18 protein-coding genes are annotated in these 19410 nt (G+C 32.0%); 14 read left to right on the forward strand and 4 right to left on the reverse strand.

Features of this window, described 5'->3' with window-relative positions:
• Positions 1-347 precede the first annotated feature (347 nt).
• Positions 348-827 carry a retropepsin-like aspartic protease gene (locus NH341_RS00835; RefSeq protein ID WP_073182508.1) on the reverse strand — a complete coding sequence of 160 codons (480 nt, stop codon included), beginning with the start codon at positions 825-827 and terminating at the stop codon, positions 348-350.
• 36 nt (positions 828-863) lie between these two features.
• On the opposite strand from NH341_RS00835, the gene NH341_RS00840 reads away from it, so the two are divergent.
• Positions 864-1628, forward strand: coding sequence for a TatD family hydrolase (locus NH341_RS00840; RefSeq protein ID WP_073182507.1), 765 nt, complete (start codon positions 864-866; stop codon positions 1626-1628).
• Positions 1621-2115 carry a methylated-DNA--[protein]-cysteine S-methyltransferase gene (locus NH341_RS00845; protein ID WP_253055461.1) on the forward strand — a complete coding sequence of 165 codons (495 nt, stop codon included), beginning with the start codon at positions 1621-1623 and terminating at the stop codon, positions 2113-2115. The genes NH341_RS00840 and NH341_RS00845 overlap by 8 nt, the downstream gene beginning before the upstream one ends.
• A 68-nt stretch (positions 2116-2183) precedes the next feature.
• Here the strand turns inward: NH341_RS00845 and NH341_RS00850 are convergent, their stop codons facing one another.
• Positions 2184-2630: a nucleoside deaminase gene (locus NH341_RS00850; RefSeq protein WP_047788279.1), complete on the reverse strand. Its 447-nt coding sequence runs from the start codon at positions 2628-2630 to the stop codon at positions 2184-2186.
• Between the two features lie 94 nt (positions 2631-2724).
• Here NH341_RS00850 and NH341_RS00855 point away from each other — a divergent pair, with 94 nt between their 5' ends.
• Entirely contained in the window at positions 2725-3492 is a 768-nt protein-coding gene (locus NH341_RS00855; protein ID WP_173359299.1) for a UDP-2,3-diacylglucosamine diphosphatase, read from the forward strand.
• Between the two features lie 63 nt (positions 3493-3555).
• Here NH341_RS00855 and NH341_RS00860 read toward each other — a convergent pair whose 3' ends face one another.
• Together NH341_RS00860 and NH341_RS00865 are read right to left on the reverse strand one after the other, a co-directional pair.
• A complete protein-coding gene (locus NH341_RS00860) occupies positions 3556-4905 on the reverse strand; it encodes a RagB/SusD family nutrient uptake outer membrane protein (protein WP_173359298.1) in 1350 nt (449 codons plus the stop codon).
• A gap of 19 nt (positions 4906-4924) precedes the next feature.
• Entirely contained in the window at positions 4925-7888 is a 2964-nt protein-coding gene (locus NH341_RS00865; RefSeq protein WP_253055463.1) for a SusC/RagA family TonB-linked outer membrane protein, read from the reverse strand.
• A 227-nt stretch (positions 7889-8115) separates the two neighbouring features.
• Between NH341_RS00865 and NH341_RS00870 the strand changes: the two genes are divergently transcribed.
• The 11 genes from NH341_RS00870 (at position 8116) to NH341_RS00920 (ending at position 19214) form a co-directional block, all read left to right on the forward strand.
• Positions 8116-9105, forward strand: a complete 990-nt coding sequence (locus NH341_RS00870) for a MoxR family ATPase (protein ID WP_047788275.1) — start codon at positions 8116-8118, stop codon at positions 9103-9105.
• 75 nt (positions 9106-9180) lie between these two features.
• On the forward strand, positions 9181-10047 hold the full coding sequence (locus tag NH341_RS00875) for a DUF58 domain-containing protein (protein WP_159509327.1): 867 nt from the start codon (positions 9181-9183) through the stop codon (positions 10045-10047).
• A 9-nt stretch (positions 10048-10056) separates the two neighbouring features.
• The gene (locus NH341_RS00880) at positions 10057-10974 is read left to right on the forward strand and encodes a hypothetical protein (RefSeq protein WP_253055464.1); all 918 of its coding nucleotides are present in this window, start codon (positions 10057-10059) and stop codon (positions 10972-10974) included.
• Complete coding sequence (locus tag NH341_RS00885; protein WP_253055790.1) at positions 10961-11968, forward strand: VWA domain-containing protein; 1008 nt, start codon at positions 10961-10963, stop codon at positions 11966-11968. Before NH341_RS00880 ends, NH341_RS00885 begins: the two co-directional genes overlap by 14 nt.
• A gap of 5 nt (positions 11969-11973) precedes the next feature.
• Positions 11974-13011, forward strand: coding sequence for a VWA domain-containing protein (locus NH341_RS00890; RefSeq protein ID WP_201284717.1), 1038 nt, complete (start codon positions 11974-11976; stop codon positions 13009-13011).
• An 8-nt stretch (positions 13012-13019) separates the two neighbouring features.
• The gene (locus NH341_RS00895; protein WP_159610831.1) at positions 13020-13844 is read left to right on the forward strand and encodes a tetratricopeptide repeat protein; all 825 of its coding nucleotides are present in this window, start codon (positions 13020-13022) and stop codon (positions 13842-13844) included.
• A gap of 51 nt (positions 13845-13895) precedes the next feature.
• Positions 13896-15659, forward strand: coding sequence for a BatD family protein (locus NH341_RS00900; protein WP_073182500.1), 1764 nt, complete (start codon positions 13896-13898; stop codon positions 15657-15659).
• A complete protein-coding gene (locus NH341_RS00905) occupies positions 15659-16411 on the forward strand; it encodes a CDC27 family protein (protein ID WP_253055466.1) in 753 nt (250 codons plus the stop codon). Before NH341_RS00900 ends, NH341_RS00905 begins: the two co-directional genes overlap by 1 nt.
• 54 nt (positions 16412-16465) lie before the next feature.
• Positions 16466-16765 (forward strand): hypothetical protein, encoded by a 300-nt coding sequence (locus tag NH341_RS00910; protein ID WP_253055467.1) that lies wholly within the window; start codon positions 16466-16468, stop codon positions 16763-16765.
• A 183-nt stretch (positions 16766-16948) separates the two neighbouring features.
• A complete protein-coding gene (locus NH341_RS00915; protein WP_047788266.1) occupies positions 16949-18529 on the forward strand; it encodes a SulP family inorganic anion transporter in 1581 nt (526 codons plus the stop codon).
• A gap of 55 nt (positions 18530-18584) precedes the next feature.
• On the forward strand, positions 18585-19214 hold the full coding sequence (locus NH341_RS00920) for a carbonic anhydrase family protein (RefSeq protein ID WP_159610825.1): 630 nt from the start codon (positions 18585-18587) through the stop codon (positions 19212-19214).
• The last annotated feature ends 196 nt before the right edge of the window (positions 19215-19410 follow it).

Below are 19410 nucleotides of genomic sequence, written 5' to 3' on the forward strand. Positions count from 1 at the left end.
CGGATTTTTTTATGTTATTTTTTAATTAGATTCTTCGTTTTTATTTTTTTTTTAAGAAAGTAACAATATATAAAACAATAATTGACAAAGGCAAAAATGTTGTTTTTAATCTCTGATAAGTAAAAAACTCATCATACTGCTTATTATAGATAAGGGAAGAAAGCTCCCACACATAAATAAGCAAACCAAATATTACCCAAACTAAAACAAAATAGTTAAAAAACAATTTATTTCTTTTCATAGCTATCACAGTATTTTATTATAAAAATATTCAAAATATCTTTATAGTTTTCATTCTAGTATTGAATCTATTTACATTATAAAAATTTATACATAGAGCCACAACATTAGAAAGGAACTTTTAATTTCCTTACTTTTTTCTTTTTAAGCTTCTTTAAATACAATGCCTTCTTGTTATAATCAATAAAGGCTTTTCCTTCCTCTAAAATATCTGCCCCTATAATTCCGTCTACCTCATCAGCATCGTGTTGTTTTAAAGCTGTATTTACATGTGTTAAGTCAAACAATACTAAATCACACTCATTCGCTTTCCACTTTCCTATTTTAAGAGAATTATTTCCTGACTTATGTGTTTCCATATCCGTCGCTCCTGCTCCTGCAGCTTTTACTTCACTTTCTTCAGAAATAAGCTTGAAACGCTCTATTAAATCTAATCCAACACACGAATTAGAAGCGCCTGTATCTAAAATAAACCTTCCTTTAACACCATTTATCTCCGCATCTAACTCTAAATGATTTGTAATCATTTTTTTGAGTTTTATTTTAATGTATTTCTTTTTTCGTAATACTTTTTTCAAACTTGCCATTTCTTGTACTTTTGTCTCGTAAAGATACGGCAATAAATGATTACAGATACACATACCCACTTATATTCAAGTCAGTTTGACGAAGACAGAAATGAAATGATACAACGTGCTAAAGAAGCTGGAGTTTCTCGTTTCTTTATTCCTGCGATTGATAGTTCTTATACTGAACGTATGTTTGACTTGGAAAAAAACTATCCGAAAGATGTGTTTTTAATGATGGGGTTACATCCAACTTCAGTAAAAGAAAACTATCAAGAAGAATTAGTTCATGTAAAAGAATGGTTAGACCAACGTGATTTTTATGCGATTGGTGAAATTGGTATCGATTTGTATTGGGATAAATCATTTTTACCACAACAACAAGAAGCTTTTCGTACTCAAATTCAGTGGGCAAAAGAGAAAAAACTACCGATTGTTATCCATTGTCGTGATGCTTTTGATGAGATTTTTGAAGTACTAGAAACTGAAAAAGGAGATGATTTATATGGAATTTTTCACTGTTTTACAGGAACTTTAGAGCAAGCTGAAAAAGCAATTTCCTACAATATGAAATTAGGAATTGGTGGTGTAGCGACATTTAAAAATGGAAAAATTGACAAGTTTTTAAACCAAATAGACATTAAACACATTGTCTTAGAAACCGATTCGCCATACTTAGCACCTACTCCATACCGAGGAAAACGTAATGAAAGCAGCTATATTACTAATGTTGTGGATAAGTTAGTAGATATCTATGGATTGACTTTCGATGAAATTTCGGAAATTACCACACAGAACTCTAAAGACGTTTTTGGTGTCTAACTTACAAACCACATATTATAAAACTCCTATCGGGATTGCCAAAATTGAAGGTGATGAAAATGGAATCCAATCGATTTCAGTATTGGACGAAGATACTTCGGCTGCATTCAATTCCTCAAAGGAAATTCCATCTTGTTTACAAAATTGTGTTACGCAGCTGGATGAATATTTTGCTGGAAAAAGAACAGGTTTTGATATACAATTGAATCCACAGGGAACAGCTTTTCAACAATCGGTTTGGAATGAGTTATTAAACATCCCTTTTGGAAGAACTAGAACCTACTTAGAACAAACCAAACAATTAGGTGATGTAAAAGCAATTCGTGCTGTAGCTTCTGCTAACGGTAAAAACCCTATTTGGATCGTTATTCCGTGTCACAGAGTTGTAGGTTCTGATGGCTCATTAACAGGGTATGCAGGCGGTGTTTGGCGTAAAAAATGGCTATTGGAGCACGAAAGCGGAGCAAAACAACAAACATTATTTTAAATTGTTTAGTTAAACTTAATTTCAACTTCTCATAATGAAATTCCGAAACAAGTTCGGAATGATTATCGTCAATTTAAGTTCCGTTTTTCAATAAAAAATTTCTTCAGTAAAAATCCACATTCCTCCTCTAAAACCCCTGAAACTACTTTAGTTTTTGGATGCAATTTAGTTTGCAACACAGAAAATCCTAATTTAGGCTCGCTTGCTCCATACACTATCTTCCCTATCTGCGTCCAGTAACTCGCTCCTGCACACATTTGGCAAGGTTCTAATGTAACATACAAGGTACAGTCCTTTAAATATTTTCCGCCTAAAAAGTCTGCTGCTGCAGTAAAAGCTTGCATTTCGGCATGTGCTGTAACATCGTTTAATAACTCCGTTAAGTTATGTGCTCTCGCTATAATCTGGTTATTAAAAACAATGACCGCTCCCACAGGAACTTCTCCTTTATCAAAAGCTATCTCCGCTTCTTGTAAGGCTTTTTTCATAAAGTAGATGTCGTCAAACGGATTCATATACGTGGATTCATGTAAGTTCTTAAACAAATGTAGCCAAAATTTGTTTGTGCTAACTCTAAGTAAAATACTTATTTTTACCAAAATTTACGATTTGATTTCAATCAACACTTCTGAAAATAAAAAAGTCTATTTTGCTTCCGATCAACATTTAGGAGCTCCAACATCTGAAGCTAGTTTTCCTCGTGAACAAAAATTTGTTGCATGGTTAAACGAAGTTAAAAAAGATGCTGAGGCTATCTTTATTTTAGGTGATTTATTCGATTTTTGGTTTGAATATAAAACTGTCGTTCCTAAAGGCTTTGTTCGCGTTTTAGGTAAACTTGCTGAACTAAAAGATAGTGGTATCCCGATTTACTTTTTTGTTGGGAACCACGACTTATGGATGCGTGATTATTTTGAAAAAGAATTAAATATTCCTGTGTATCATTCTCCTCAAGAATTTAAAATCAACGATAAATTGTTTTTAATTGGTCATGGTGATGGATTAGGTCCTGGGGATAAAGGATATAAACGCATGAAAAAAGTGTTTACATTTCCGCTATTTCAATGGATGTTTCGTTGGTTGCATCCAGATTTAGGTGTGCGATTAGGACAATATATGTCCGTAAAAAACAAACTGATTTCTGGTGATGAAGATGCTAAATTTTTAGGTGAAGATAATGAGTGGTTAGTACAGTATTGTAAGCGCAAACTAGAAACTAAACACCACGATTATTTTGTTTTTGGACACAGGCATCTTCCTCTAGAAATTAAACTTAAAGACAATAGTGTTTACCTTAACACTGGTGATTGGATTCAGTATTATACCTATGCGATTTTTGAAAACGATAAATTATTCTTAAAAGAATATAACTCATAAAAAAAGCACCTCCAAAAGGTGCTTTTTATTCTCAAATATTACAACTAAAAACAAGCAGTATTATTAATTTGCATTTTCACTAAATGGTGTTGGAAAAGCATCAATAATATTATCCCCTGATCTATCTAGTGGGATATAGGTCGAATTCAGTCTATTTAAACGCCTTAAATCAATCCATCGATGTCCTTCCCCTAGTAAAGAGTATCTTCTTTGTTTTAAAACTTCTTCTACTAACTCGCTATCTGAAGTTCCTCCAGAGTAATCTAGCAAACCTGCAGCATTTCTAACAATATTGATAGCAGTAATAGCCTCTGTATTGTTTGTACCTATATTAGCTTCAGCATACATTAAAATTAATTCTTCATTTCTAATAAGATACACAGGATCTGTATTGCTTTTATACACAGAGATTTGATGGGTACCTGTAAGACCATCATGAGAACCTGAGGTATCTAACAATGAAGATTTGCTAGACACACGAAGGTCACCTGTCTCTCCATCAGCTATCCATGAATTATGTACAACAAATTCATTTCCTTTTTGCTTTACATAAAACAAATCGTTTTTAATATCATTTCCTGTTAATCCAAAAACATGTGATACACCAAACGACATAGATTTATTTAAGTCAAAGAAAGATTCATTTAAAAAAGTTAACACTTCTGCCTTGTTGTTTTGATATAGTGCAACCCGTGCAGCAATTGCTCTATTAAACTTTAAAAAACCGCTTGGTAAGAGGGGTAATCTCTTACTTGAATCTGATGGATCCATAGGTTTTAAATCATTATACCCTGGACTAAATAGAAATAGAAAATTACTAGAAGACGCTTCTAAATCGCTTTTAGCTTCATTTAATAAATTTTTTATTGCAACTAAAGCTTCATCATAACCTACAAAAGAACCTAAGTTATTTGGATCTTCTACATCTAATCTAATTCCATTTGTATATTGCCTATTTGCTACCATTAAAAGAGCGTATGCCTTTATTGTCTTAGCATATCCATAATAAGAGCTTTTTTCTTCCTCAGAAAATCCAGCATTTGAGTTTTCTACAGCTGTAATTAAAACATTAGCTGCTTTAACTATTCTATACCAAGCCGCAAAAGAACGAGTTGTTAAAAACCCATTATTATCTAAAGGCCCTTTTAAAATCTCCCCTGTATATCTTGGGTCTGCTGTTGATAAATCGTAGTACTCTCTCGCTAAATAGCTTACCGTTTCATAATGAAAATCTAAATCACTTCTCATTACAGCCTCTAAACCAACTGCCAAAGCTTCGACATCAGCTGCGGAGGCACCATCTGTATACGAATCCAATGTCGGTGCATTTTGATTAGGTAATTCCTCTAATTCACAACTTTGAATAAAAGAAACAAAAACGATTAATATTAATTTATAGAATATATTTTTCATGATAATTTATTTTAGGAGATTAAAAGTTAACTTTTAGATGAAAATTAACAAACTTAGATGCAGGGTAAGGGGTTACTTCTACATTATTAGCTAATACATTATTTCCAAAGTTTGATGCTTCAGGATCATAACTATTATAATCAAAAATGTTGATTAAGTTTCTGCCTGATATCCCTACTTTTACTTTCTCTGCTCCTTTAAAAACCTCATCATTAAATGTATAAAAAAGACCTACTTCTCTTAATCGAAGATATCCTGCGTCTTCTATTAGAGGCTTAGTATTTCTAACATTTGCTTGCGCCAACCTGTAAGGTCCATTGGTGAGCGTACCTGTAGGATCTAAATCAGTATCATCAAAATCCCATGTAGTTCCAGCATTATCATATAAAAAAGTTGTTAAATTAATACCGTCTCCTCCTTTTTTCCAGTGCCATAAAAATGATAAATCGAAGTTTTTATAACGTATGTTGTTTTGCCATGACATTTGAAAATCTGGTTCTGCATTACCATAAACAGCAAATCCATCTCCATCAGGATCAATTACAGCTATTTCTTCTGGAGTAAGTCCGCTAGGATAAGTCCCTACAATTTGCGTAGCACTCTTACCCTCTTGTATTAAAAAAGTTCCTAAGAAAGCTGCAAAACCTCCTTCTGTAAAGGCTGGAACATCTAACTTATTAATTTTAGATTTGTTTTTCCACCATTTAAAGTTTGCGTTCCAAGAAAAATCTTCTTTTTCAATAAAGTTCGCATTTAAACCTAATTCTATACCTGTATTCTCAAGCTCTCCTCCATTTTTAATTTTTCTAGTAAAACCAGATGATGTTGGAAAATTTTCCTGAATAAGTAGATCGCTTATTTTTTTGTTGTATACCGTAGCCTCTAATGTAAACCTATTATCAAATAGGCCTAAATCTAATCCATATTCTAATTCTTTTTGACGTTCTGGACCTATGGCAGGGTCTCCTTTAAAAGTTCCAGGTGCAAAACCAGAGACACCTCCTATAAATTGTGGTGTAGCCAAAGTAAATTGATCATTAAAGTTAGGGAATCTTCCGGCTTCTCCATAGGCAATCCTAGGTTTTAAACTAGTAATTTCTTTTATATCCCAAAAACTAAACTTATGTAAATTAATTGCTAAGTTTGCTTTAGGGTAATAATACATCTTATCTGAAATACCATTATTGGTTGACTTATCTCCTCTAATACCAATAGTACCAATTATTTTATCGTCATAATTTATTTCTTCCTGCACAAAAAACCCTGTATCTCTCTGAAGCCTAACAACTTGCTGAGACGATAAATTTTCCGCCAACGATAAACTTGTTAATGAGGTGTTGAAACCTGTTCCTACACTAATAACAGTGTTACGGTCAAAATCTTGAAAAAAGGTTCCTGTTTGAGTTGTGAACTGTAACCCATTATTTAAACTTAAATTATGAACTAAAAAGGCAGATAAGTTATAATTAGTATTTCTCGTCGTTCCAGATATTGAAGCTCCTTTTAAAGTAGATCTATCTCTAAAATAAGTTAATTCTCTAGGAAAAATACTTGTTGTACGAAGTGTGTACTGATCAAACCCCGCTTCAAGCACCAACTTAAGTCTATTTTTTTCTCCGTTAAGAATTTTGATATTAGACTTAGCACTACCAATAAACCTATTTACGTTTTCTCTATTAGTAGTTAGTGCTATTGTTTCTAATACATTTGAACCAGCACCTCCAAAAGGATAGACTCCATCTGTAGGAGATAAGTTTTCCCATGGATAAGTAAAAGCTAGGGCGTACCCTATAGTTCTATTGGCATTACCGTTATTAAAAAAACCTCTATCTGCTTGAGAGCTTATATAATTTGACGTGACATATAAATCTAACCAATCTGTAAATTTTTGACCTATATTTAAACGAGCCGCTGCTTTTTCATAGCCTGTATTTTCAACTAATCCAGGTTCATCTTTATAAGTTACTCCAAAAAAGTAATCGCTTCTTTCTGAACCTCCTGATGTTGTAAACCTTGTTGTTGTAGAAATTCTAGTATGATCAAATAGCTCTGCTTCATAGTCTCTTAGTTTTGCATTCGCTGGTCCTCCTAAAGCAACAACTTCTGAATCATCCCAGTCTCTTAAACCTAATAACCTTGTTGGACTTCTCAAACCTACAGTTTGTGAAAAGGATACTCTAGGTTTACCTTCTTTACCTCTTTTTGTTGTAATAATAACAACACCTCCTGCCGCTCTTGATCCGTAGAGAGCTGCCGCTGAGGCACCTTTCAGTATTTCTACAGTCTCTATATCTTCAGGGTCAATATCTGCAATCCTATTAGAAGCGTCATCCTGATTTGATGAAGGATTACCACCTCCAGCAGCTTCACTTACAATGTTATTTCCAGAAGAAATTGATGAGTTGTCAACATACACACCATCTACCACAAATAACGGTTGTTGATCTCCAAAAATAGAAGTAACACCTCTTAATCTCATAGAAATTCCTCCCCCTGGAGCCCCTGAATTCGCTTTTATCTCTGCTCCAGTGAACTTTCCTGATAATGCACTATCAAAACCCGATTGTGATGTGACTTGTGTTAATTCAGCAGCTGAAATTGTCGAAACTGTGTTCGCTAAATTAGATCTTTTCGTTGTAGTTGCTAACCCCGAAATCACTACTTCTTCTAAAACATCAGAATCTTCTCGTAGTGTTACCTGTAAAAAAGTATTCGTATCTGCAATATTTCTTTCTACTGTAACAAACCCTAAGGAAGATATTGTTACTACTGCTGGTAGTTTTTTTATATTTAAACTAAATTCACCATTCTCATTAGAAGTGGTACCATTTGTTGTTCCTTTCTCTATAATATTTGCAAAAGGAATACTTTCTCCATTTACATCCACAATTTTTCCTTTTATTGTTTGCCCGTAAACAAAACCAGAAAACAGAAAAATAAGTGCGTTAATTAGCAACGTTTTGCTAAAAGACATTTTCTTCATAAAATTTAAGTTTAAAGTTAGTAGAAGCTAAATTTCATTTTTTTTATTCATAAAAACAAATTATAAACAACTTATTTTCAAACACATAAAGCACATAGTCAAAAACTTAACTTTAAAGAACCACACCTTTTAGCTTGTAAATACAAGGTTTAACCAACTTTTAACAACTAAAAAAACACTATTATTGTAGCTTTGTTTCATAAAAATTCTAATTTATTTCAATTACTATGGATATAGACGTAAGAGCCATCAATGAAAAAATAGAAAGAGAAAGTGCTTTTGTAGACTTGTTAACTACAGAAATGAACAAAGTAATTGTAGGTCAGAAATACATGATTGAACGATTACTCATCGGTCTTTTAGGAAATGGACATATTTTATTAGAAGGTGTACCTGGTTTAGCAAAAACCTTAGCTATTAACACACTTTCTAAAGCTGTTGACGGAAGTTTTAGTCGCGTTCAATTTACTCCAGATTTATTACCTGCCGATGTAGTAGGTACTATGATATACAATGTAAAAGAAAACGATTTTTCTATTAAAAAAGGACCAATTTTTGCCAATTTTGTACTAGCCGATGAGATTAACCGTGCTCCTGCTAAAGTACAGTCTGCCTTACTAGAAGCTATGCAAGAACGTCAAATTACCATTGGAGATGAAACTTTTAAATTGGATGAACCATTCTTGGTAATGGCTACTCAAAACCCGGTAGAACAAGAAGGAACATACCCACTTCCTGAGGCACAAGTAGACCGTTTTATGCTAAAAACTGTAATTGATTATCCAAAGTTACAAGACGAACAACTTATTATGCGTCAAAACTTAAACGGTGGCTTTCAAAAAGTAAATCCTGTAATTTCAATAGAACAAATCATTAAAGCTCGTAATGTAGTTAACGAAGTTTATATGGATGAAAAAATAGAAAAATACATCTTGGATATTATTTTCGCAACTCGTTACCCTGAAAAATATAATTTAGAAAAATTAAAACCTCTTATTAGCTTTGGATCTTCTCCACGTGGTAGTATTGCATTGGCTAAAGCTGCAAAATGCTACGCATTTATTAAACGAAGAGGATATGTGATTCCTGAAGATGTTCGAGCAGTCGTAAACGATGTGTTACGTCATAGAATTGGTATTACTTACGAAGCTGAAGCTGAAAATATTACTTCAATAGATATTATTAACTCTATTATTAACGAAGTACAAGTGCCTTAATCAATTATCAATGAGCAATTATCAGCCAAAAATACTTTACTGATTATTGATAACTGTTAACTGACAATTGAAAACATGGATACAAAAGAGTTACTAAAAAAAGTTCGAAAAATAGAAATAAAGACACGTAGGTTGTCTAATCATATTTTTGGAGGAGAATACCACTCAACCTTTAAAGGTAGAGGTATGACTTTTTCTGAAGTACGTCAATATCAATACGGAGATGATATTAGAGCAATTGACTGGAATGTAACTGCTCGCTATAACGAACCCTATGTAAAAGTTTTTGAGGAAGAGCGTGAGCTTACCATGATGTTGGTAGTCGATATTTCTGGCTCTGAATTTTTTGGTACTTCTGAACAATTTAAAAAAGATACCGTAACAGAAATTGCCGCAACACTAGCCTTTTCTGCAATTCAAAACAACGATAAAGTTGGTTTAATCCTGTTCTCTGATCAAGTTGAACTATACATTCCTCCTAAAAAAGGAAAAAGTCACGTATTACGAATTATTCGTGAGCTTATTGAATTTCAACCAAAAAGTAGACAAACCAATATTAGTGAAGCTCTCAAATTTTTATCCAACATCATGAAAAAGAAAGCAATTGTTTTTATGCTTTCTGACTTTATGGATGATAATTACGAGCGTACACTAAAAATTGTTGGTAATAAACATGATGTTACTGGTATTCGTGTATATGACAAACATGATGAAGAAATTCCTAATTTAGGAATGGTTCCTATGATAGATGCTGAAACAGGAAAAACACAGCTAGTTAACACTAGTTCTAAATCTGTTAGAACTCATTACAAGGCAAATGCTTTACGTTTGTCTAATTATTTTGAAACCACTTTTACCAAGAGTGGTGCAGGAACTATCAACACTAGAGTTGACGAAAGTTATGTACGAAAGCTATTAGGTTATTTTAAACGAAAAGGATAAGAACAAACAATGAAACACAAACTACTTTACATATGCTTGTTTTTAACTTCTTTTGCCTTTGCACAACAACCTCAGGTAAAAGCAGAAATTGACACCACAAATATTAGAATTGGTGAGCAGTTTCTATATAAAATATCTGTTGACGAAACTGAGAATGTTATCATTCCAAAACTAGAAAACTTAAAAGGATTGGAAGTTATTGATACATTAAAAATTGACACTATTGAAAACAAGCTCATTCGAAAATACATTTTAACAGGGTTTGATAGTGGTGCATTTTACATTCCTCAACAACAAATATTTATTAGAAATCAAGCTTATTTAACCGATAGTTTATTGGTTAATGTAGCTACTGTTCCTATCGACACTACGAAGGTTAAAAAATTTCCAATTAAGGGAATTAAAGGAGAACCTTATCAGCTTGATGATTTCAAACAATACATTTGGTGGATCATAATAGCTATTCTTGTCATAGTGTTATTACTTTATTTCTTTGTTTTCAAAAAGAAAAAAGAACAAGAAGAAAAAGTTATTATCCCTTTATTACCTCCTTATGAAGAAGCTATGCAAAAACTGGAGGAACTGGACAAAAAACTATTATGGCAAAATAATCAGGTTAAAAAATATTATAGTGAATTAACAGACATTGTAAGAGGTTATATTGAACGAGAACTGCATGTTCCTGCCCTAGAAAGCACTACTGATGAATTAATTGACGTTTTAAAAGACTTCAATGACACAAAGTCAATAGAAACTTCGAAAGAAATTATTGATAAATTAAAAGGTCTTTTACAAGAATCTGACTTAGTAAAATTTGCGAAATCAAAACCTTTATCTCACGAAATAGAGGAAGACCGAAAAGACGCAAAGCTTATTATAGATAATTTAAAACCTAAAAAACAAGAAGAAGATGATGAAGTGGAATAATTTCGAGTTTCATAGTCCCGAGTTTTTATGGTTGCTAGTATTAATTCCTCTGTTAGCTTTTTGGAGTTTTTATACTCGAAAAAAAAATGGTGCTCAACTTAGAATGCCAAGTACTAAAGGTTTTAAAATACAAGGCTCTATTTTACCCAAACTCAAACCCATACTGCCGCTCTTAAGACTACTGGCATTAACCTGCTTAATAGTTGCTTTAGCACGCCCTAGAAATGTAGCTGTTAGTAAGAAAACAAAAACAAATAGAGGTATTGATATCGTAATGGCTGTTGATGTTTCGGCTAGTATGCTAGCAAAAGACCTTAAACCAAACCGATTAGAGGCCTTAAAAAGAGTAGCTACCGATTTTATAAACCGACGCCCTAATGATCGTATTGGTATCGTAGTATATGCAGGAGAAAGTTTTACACAAACTCCAATTACCAGTGATAAATCTATTGTAAAAAGAACCATTTCAGAAATTAAATGGGGACAGTTAGAGGGTGGAACTGCTATTGGAATGGGCTTAGGTTCTGCGGTTAACAGACTAAAAGAAAGTAAAGCCAAAAGTAAGGTTATTATTTTATTGACAGATGGTGTAAACAATGCTGGTTTTGTTGATCCTAAAACAGCTACTGATTTAGCAAAAGGAAACGGAATTAAGGTTTATACTATCGGAATTGGAACTAACGGAATGGCTCCTTTTCCATGGGCTAAAGACCCAAGAACAGGAAAAATTTCATTTAAAAATCAACCTGTTGAAATTGACGAAGATTTGCTAAAGCACATTGCCAGCGAAACTAGTGGTAAATATTTTAGAGCAACTAATAACACCAAGTTAAAAGAAATTTATGACGAGATTGACAAGTTAGAAAAAACTAAAATCGAAGAGTTCAAGTATTATAATTACTCTGAAAAATATCGTTTTTTAGTTTTCTTAGCAGGGATATTTTTACTCTTAGAATTCACCCTAAAAAACACGTTATTTAAAAGTTTTATTTAAGCAAGATGTACAAACTAGAAGAACCAATATATTTTTATCTTTTTGCATTTATTCCTGTAATAATTGTGGTTTTCCTATTAGTTTTATGGTGGAAAAAACGAACTCAAAAAAAGTTTGCTAACCCGTTGCTTTTATCTAAAATAGCACCAAACACATCAACCTTTAAATCGGTACTAAAACTTGTTTTCTTTTTGGTAGGATTATCATTTTTAATTCTATCATTAGTTAATCCTAAAATGGGAACAAAACTAAAAACTGTGAAAAGAGAAGGTGTTGATGTGGTGTTTGCTTTAGACGTTTCTAAGAGTATGTTAGCAGAAGATATTGCACCTAATAGATTAGAAAAAGCAAAACAAATTATATCTAAAACTATTGATAAGTTAGGCAGTGATAGAGTTGGTATTATTATCTATGCCGGTAATGCTTACCCTCTACTTCCTATTACTACCGACCATGCTGCTGCAAAAATGTTTTTGCAAAACGCAAACCCAGACATGGTTTCGAGTCAAGGTACAGCCATTAATGAAGCTTTAAATTTGGCAAATACTTATTATGATAACGACGAACAAACAAATCGTTTTTTAATAATTATTTCAGATGGTGAAGATCATCAAGAAGAAACTAAACAAGTTGCCCAAAACATCGCTAACGAAGGTGTTAAAGTATATACCGTAGGTGTAGGAACCGAAAAAGGAGGTCCAATACCTATCAAATTAAATGGCGCGCTTATTGGTTATAAAAAAGACAGAATGGGAGAAACAGTAATTACCCAAAGAAAACCTGATGTTTTACAAGGAATTGCTGATGCTTCTGACGGACAATATTTTGATGGTAATAAAACTGAAAATCCAGTAGAAGCCATTGAGAAGATTATTGGAAACGCACAAAAAAATGAATTTGAAACAAAACAGTTTTCTGATTATAAAGACCAATTTCAATGGTTTGTAGGTATTGGACTCCTGTTTTTAATTTTAGATATGTTTTTGTTTGATAAGAAAACCAAATGGTTGAAGAAAGTAGATTTATTTAACGAAGAATCTTAATATGTAGTATGAAAAGTTTACAAAATTTAATATTCATTATAGTCCTTACTGTTTCTACGGCGGTCAATGCACAGCAAGACACACTTAAACTACAACGTGAAGCACGTGCTTTGTTACGAGAAGGAAACAAGTTATACAATAAACAAAAGTTTAGTGATGCTGCTATTGCTTACCGGAAAGCTTTAGGTAAGAATAGTAAGTATGAAAAAGCAAGTTATAATTTTGGTAATACTTTATACCAAGAAAAGAAATACAAAGAAGCTGTAGAACAGTTTAAAGTAACCACTGAAACTTCAAAAGACAAGATTGCTCAGGCTGAAGCATATCATAACATTGGTAACGCAATGATGGAGCAAAAACAGTATGAACAAGCAGTTGAAGCTTTTAAAAATTCCTTACGTAGAAACCCAAATGACGATGAAACACGTTATAATTTAGCTGTTGCTCAAAAAGAAGCTAAAAAGCAACAACAAAATCAAAAAGATAACAAGGATAAAAATAAAGACGAAAAAAATAAAGATCAGAAAGATCAGCAGAAAAAAAACGACAAAGACAAACAAAACGATAAAAATAAAGATCAAAAAGGAGACGATAAGGATAAAAAAGATGATCAAAAAGATCAGAAAAATGACGATCAAAAAGATCAACAAAAACCTAATCAAGACCAAAAAGACAAACAAAATCAAAAACCTAAACCTCAACAAGGTAAGATGACTCCTGAACAAATGAAACAATTGTTAGAGAGTTTAAACAATGAGGAAAACAAGACGCAGAAAAAAATGAATGCGAAAAAATCAAAAGGAAGAAAAGTAAAACAAGAAAAAGACTGGTAATTTTACAGTTTTTAAAATCTTATTTATTTTTAGGCAATTTTGAAAATTAACATGAAGTTAAAAATATACATATCGTTATTAGTTAGTTTTATAACATTTACCATTCATGCACAAGATGCTGCATTAACGGCCACCGTTAGTAAAAATAAGTTAGGTGTAAACCAACGATTACGTATTGAGTTTTCAATAAACAAACAAGGAGCCGATAATTTCAAAGCACCAAGCTTCACAAACTTTAAAATAGTTGGTGGTCCTAGTCAATCAGTAAGTCAATCTTGGATTAACGGTAAGGTTTCCTTTAATCAATCATACACTTACATTTTACAACCTAAGAGAAAAGGAGAATTTAACATTCCTTCTGCGAGTATTGAAATTGATGGAAAGACACTCACCTCTAACCCTATAAAAGTTATCGTTCTAGATGCTGTAGACATCCCTAAAAACCCGAACGATCCTAATTACATTGCAGAACAGAACATTCATTTAGTTGCTGAAGTTTCCAAATCTCAACCTTATGTTGGTGAAGGTATTTATGTAGAATATCGATTATATTTTAGCGATAATGTTGGAATTTACGATAATGCCATAACAGAAGCTCCACAATACAATGGTTTCTGGAACCAAGAAATTAAACGTAACGGAATGCCTGTTAAAACTGGAACATACAATGGAGAGCAATATCGTTATGCTGTATTACACAAAGCTTTATTAATTCCAACAACATCTGGTAAGCTAACAATAGACCCTATGAAGATGGATATTGTTGTAGCAGTTCCTACTGGAAGAGCTGACTTTTTTGGAAACGTAATTACACGTCAAGTCCGTAAAGAATTCTCTTCTGCTAAGAAAATAGTTAATGCTCAGGCCTTACCTATGAATAACAAACCAAAAGACTTTACTGGTGCTGTTGGTCAGTTTTCATTCGATGTTTCTTTAAGCAAGAATACCTTAAAGGCTAACGAATCATCGCAAATTAAGGTTTCTGTGAAAGGAAAAGGAAATTTAAAACTTTTTGAACTCCCAAAAATTGAAACCCCTAAAGAACTAGAGGTTTATCAACCAGAAAGAAAAGAAAGCGTTCGTATTACTGGAACAGGACTATCTGGATCCATTACAGATAATTACACTGTTGTTCCGGAATTCAAAGGAAAATATAGAATTCCAAAAACTAGCTTTTCTTACTTTAACCCAAAAGAAAAAGTGTATCAAACCATCACTACAGATGATTTATATGTTGATGTTTTGGAAGGAAAAGAAATTCCGACAGATTCAGATACTAATGCAGTTGCTAAACAAGACGTAAAAGTTACGGGTAGCGATTTCAGATACATCCAAACATCTACTAACTTACAACCTATAAAAACTGAAGATTTCTTTAAATCTACATTATTTTATATTCTTTTGTTGCTTCCTATTTTAACAATTCCTATTGGAATTATTATTCAGAAAAAGAGAGAAGAACGTAATAGTGATGTGCTAGGAAACAAGCTACGAAAGGCTGACAAACTCGCCAAGAAATACTTATCGGAAGCACAAAAACAATTAGGAAATAAAGAAGCTTTTTATGAAGCCTTAGAAAGAGCTTTACATAATTACTTGAAGGCTAAACTAGGCGTAGAAACTTCTGATATAAGTCGTGAAAAAATTACTGATTTACTAGCTAATAAAAATGTTAGCAAAGAAACTATTAGCAACTTTATTGAAGTATTTAACAATTGTGATTTTGCTAGATATACTCCAATTACCAATACACAAATGAAGGAAGAATATGAAAAAGCAAAACAAGTAATAACGCAATTAGACAGACAGTTATAATGAGAAATTTAGTTATATATTTATTCTTATTTGTGTCAATTAGTATGTTGGCACAAAATGCCAATGATTTATTTTTAAGTGCTAATTCTTTATATAAAGAAGGAAAGTACGAAGAAGCTATTAAATTATATGAGCAAATAGAAAATGAAAACCTAGCTTCATCTGAAGTTTATTACAACTTAGCTAACTGTTACTATAAACTCAATAAAATAGCTCCTACTATTTATAATTACGAAAAAGCATTACAGTTAAACCCTTTAAACGAGGATGCAAAAAACAACTTAGTTATAGCAAAACGTTTAACTCTTGATAGAGTTGAGGCATTGCCAAAATCAGTATTTCAGAAGCTCAATGAAAACTATTTACAAAAGTTTACTTATAATACGTGGGCTGTAATTACTATTGTATTTTCTTTTATGGCTTCTATTTTATTTTTACTGTTTTATTTTTCCTATACTCCAAGTAAAAAAAGAACCTACTTTACAACTAGTATTATCTCATTTCTACTTTTAACATCCTCTTTAGCTATAACATACATTCAATATAACCAAGCCCAAAACAATATTGAGGCCATTATTTATAGCGAAGAAGTTTCTGTTAAAAATGAACCTACTAATAATTCTAATGAGATTTTTACACTACACGAAGGAACTAAAGTTAATATATTAGACTCTGTAGATAATTGGAAAAAATTAAAGTTAACTGACGGTAAAATTGGATGGGTAAAAACTAAAACTTTAAAAGAACTATAACATTTTTCTTCAAAAATTTAATTACTTTTACCAGTGAACAAATAAAAAAGTATCTTGAAATCCAAAATAGCTATCTTTTTCATCGTCTTATTCACAGGCATAATTATTACGCCCTCGATTATTACGTTAGTTGATAAAGATCAAGATATTACTATTTTTTTAAATCTTAGCGAAGAAGAAGAAAATACTAAACACGTTAAAGTAGCTGAATTAAAAGCTCATCCTAACGAAGACTACACTTCTTTTTTATATAAGAAAATTCAAAAAAAGAAAAACGTTCGTTTTCTGTCTAAAAACTACGTTTCACAATATCCAAAAATTCTTACCCCTCCTCCAGAATTACTTATTGCATAATAACACAGGTAAACCACCTCATATAAGGTGATTAGCTAAAAAAATGAAAAATATTTCAATGTACAGTAAGAGTACTATTACTTTCCTTGATATATTTTAAGTTTCTATTGCTAATAAATCAATCATTTTTAAAATTAAAACACACTCTAAAATTTTATTTAGAGTTTAACAAACACATATATCATGTTTAAAACTATTAAAAGCGACTTGCCCGCAAGTATTGTCGTATTCTTTGTTGCCTTACCTTTATGTTTAGGTATTGCTTTGGCTAGTGGAGCTCCTCTTTTTTCTGGTGTAATTGCAGGAATTGTAGGAGGTATTGTAGTAGGTGCCTTGAGTGGCTCTAAAATAGGAGTTAGCGGTCCTGCAGCTGGTTTAGCTGCCATTGTATTAACTGCTATTGGTAATTTAGGTGGTTATGAAAACTTCTTAGTTGCAGTTGTACTAGGTGGAATTATCCAAATTCTTTTTGGTATTCTTAAGGCTGGTGTAATTGGCTATTATTTTCCATCATCTGTAATTAAAGGAATGCTTACTGGTATTGGTATTATTATTATCTTAAAGCAAATTCCTCATTTTTTCGGATATGACGCTGAACCAGAAGGTGCTGATAGTTTTATTGAACCTTCAGGAGAGAATACTTTTTCAGCTCTTTTAAGTATTACTGACAATATCACTATAGGATCAATGATTATTGGTTTTATTGGATTAGCAATATTAATTCTCTGGGATAGAGTTTTAAGTAAAAAAGGAAAAATATTTCAGTTAATTCAAGGACCATTAGTAGCAGTTGTTATGGGAATTGTCTTTTTTACTCTAACACAAGGAAATGAAACATTGGCAATACAAGCATCTCATTTAGTAAGCGTACCTATTCCTGAAAGTTTTGATTCTTTCTTAGGGCAATTTACCTTTCCTAATTTTAGTGCTATTGCCAACTACGAAGTTTGGGTAACCGCATTTACAATTGCACTAGTAGCCAGTTTAGAAACGCTACTTTGTGTTGAAGCTACTGACAAATTAGATCCTGAAAAAAATGTAACCCCAACAAACAGAGAATTACTAGCACAGGGAACAGGAAATATTTTATCTGGTATAATTGGAGGGCTACCTATTACTCAAGTAATTGTAAGAAGTTCTGCAAATATTCAATCAGGAGGTAAATCTAAAATGTCTGCGATTATACATGGTTTCTTCTTATTAATTTCAGTAATACTAATACCTACTTTATTAAATAAAATTCCATTATCTGTATTAGCAGCTATATTATTAGTAGTAGGTTATAAATTAGCCAAACCAAGTTTATTTAAGCAAATGTTTATTTTAGGATGGAAACAGTTCATTCCTTTTATTGTAACAGTTTTAGGTATTGTTTTTACTGATTTACTTACAGGAATTTCTTTAGGATTAGCTGTCGGTGTTTTTGTTATTTTGATAAAAAGTTACCAAAACTCTCACTTCTTACATATTGAGGATAAAAGCAACGGAATACACAAGATAAAAATGACACTTGCAGAAGAGGTTACTTTCTTTAACAAAGGAGCTATTTTAAAAGAATTAGATAGCTTACCTGAAAACACTCATTTAGAATTAGATGTAAGAAAAACTAGATACTTAGATAACGACATTATCGAAATTTTAGAAGACTTTGCTTTTAAAGCTAAAGAAAGAAATATTAATATTAAACTTATTTCAGAACGTGGTATTGTAGAAAACCCAGAAAGTTTTATTAAGTTTTTTAAACTTAGGCCAAAAGCAGCATAAACTTTTTAACTTCGTAAATTCTTAAAACGACATAAATAATCTTATAAAAAATATAATGAAAGCACATACTAAAGAAACACAAGCCACTATGACACCTGAAAAGTCATTACAATATTTAAAAGAAGGAAACTTAAGATTTCAAAATAACTTAAAAGCTAATCGTAATTTATTAGAGCAAGTCAACGATACTAGAGAAGGGCAATTTCCTTTTGCTACTATTTTAAGTTGTATTGATTCTAGAGTTTCAGCCGAATTAGTTTTTGATCAAGGTTTAGGTGATATTTTTAGCGCAAGAATTGCCGGTAATTTTGTAAACGAAGATATTTTAGGTAGTATGGAGTTTGCTTGTAAATTAGCTGGCACAAAATTAATCGTTGTGTTAGGACATACTAGTTGTGGGGCTGTTAAAGGAGCTTGTGACAATGCTCAGTTAGGTAACTTAACCAACATGTTGGGTAAAATTAAACCTGCTGTTGAAGCTGTCACTGAACCTAAAGACGAAAGCTTAAGAAACTCATCTAATATAGAGTTTGTAAATAACGTTGCCGAAAAGAATGTACATTTAACTATCGACCGAATTTTAAACGAAAGTGAAGTTTTAGCTGAAATGCATAACAACGGTGAAATCATGATTGTTGGAGCTATGTACGACATTAAAGATGGGGCTGTTACTTTTTTTGAATAAAGAACACCAATTTTAAATTATATTATAAAGAGAATCTAAACTTAGTTTTAGGTTCTCTTTTTTCATTAATAAATTTATTTAGAATTAATTAAAACAAATTGTTTACAAATAAATATCACTTTAAAATTTTAATTAAAAAACAAAACACTAAGAAGACTTACAAAAAAGACCTTGACGTTTTTACAAAAACATCAAG

Origin of the sequence: Tenacibaculum sp. XPcli2-G (assembly GCF_024124505.1) — a bacterium.
GTDB lineage: Bacteria > Bacteroidota > Bacteroidia > Flavobacteriales > Flavobacteriaceae > Polaribacter > Polaribacter mesophilus.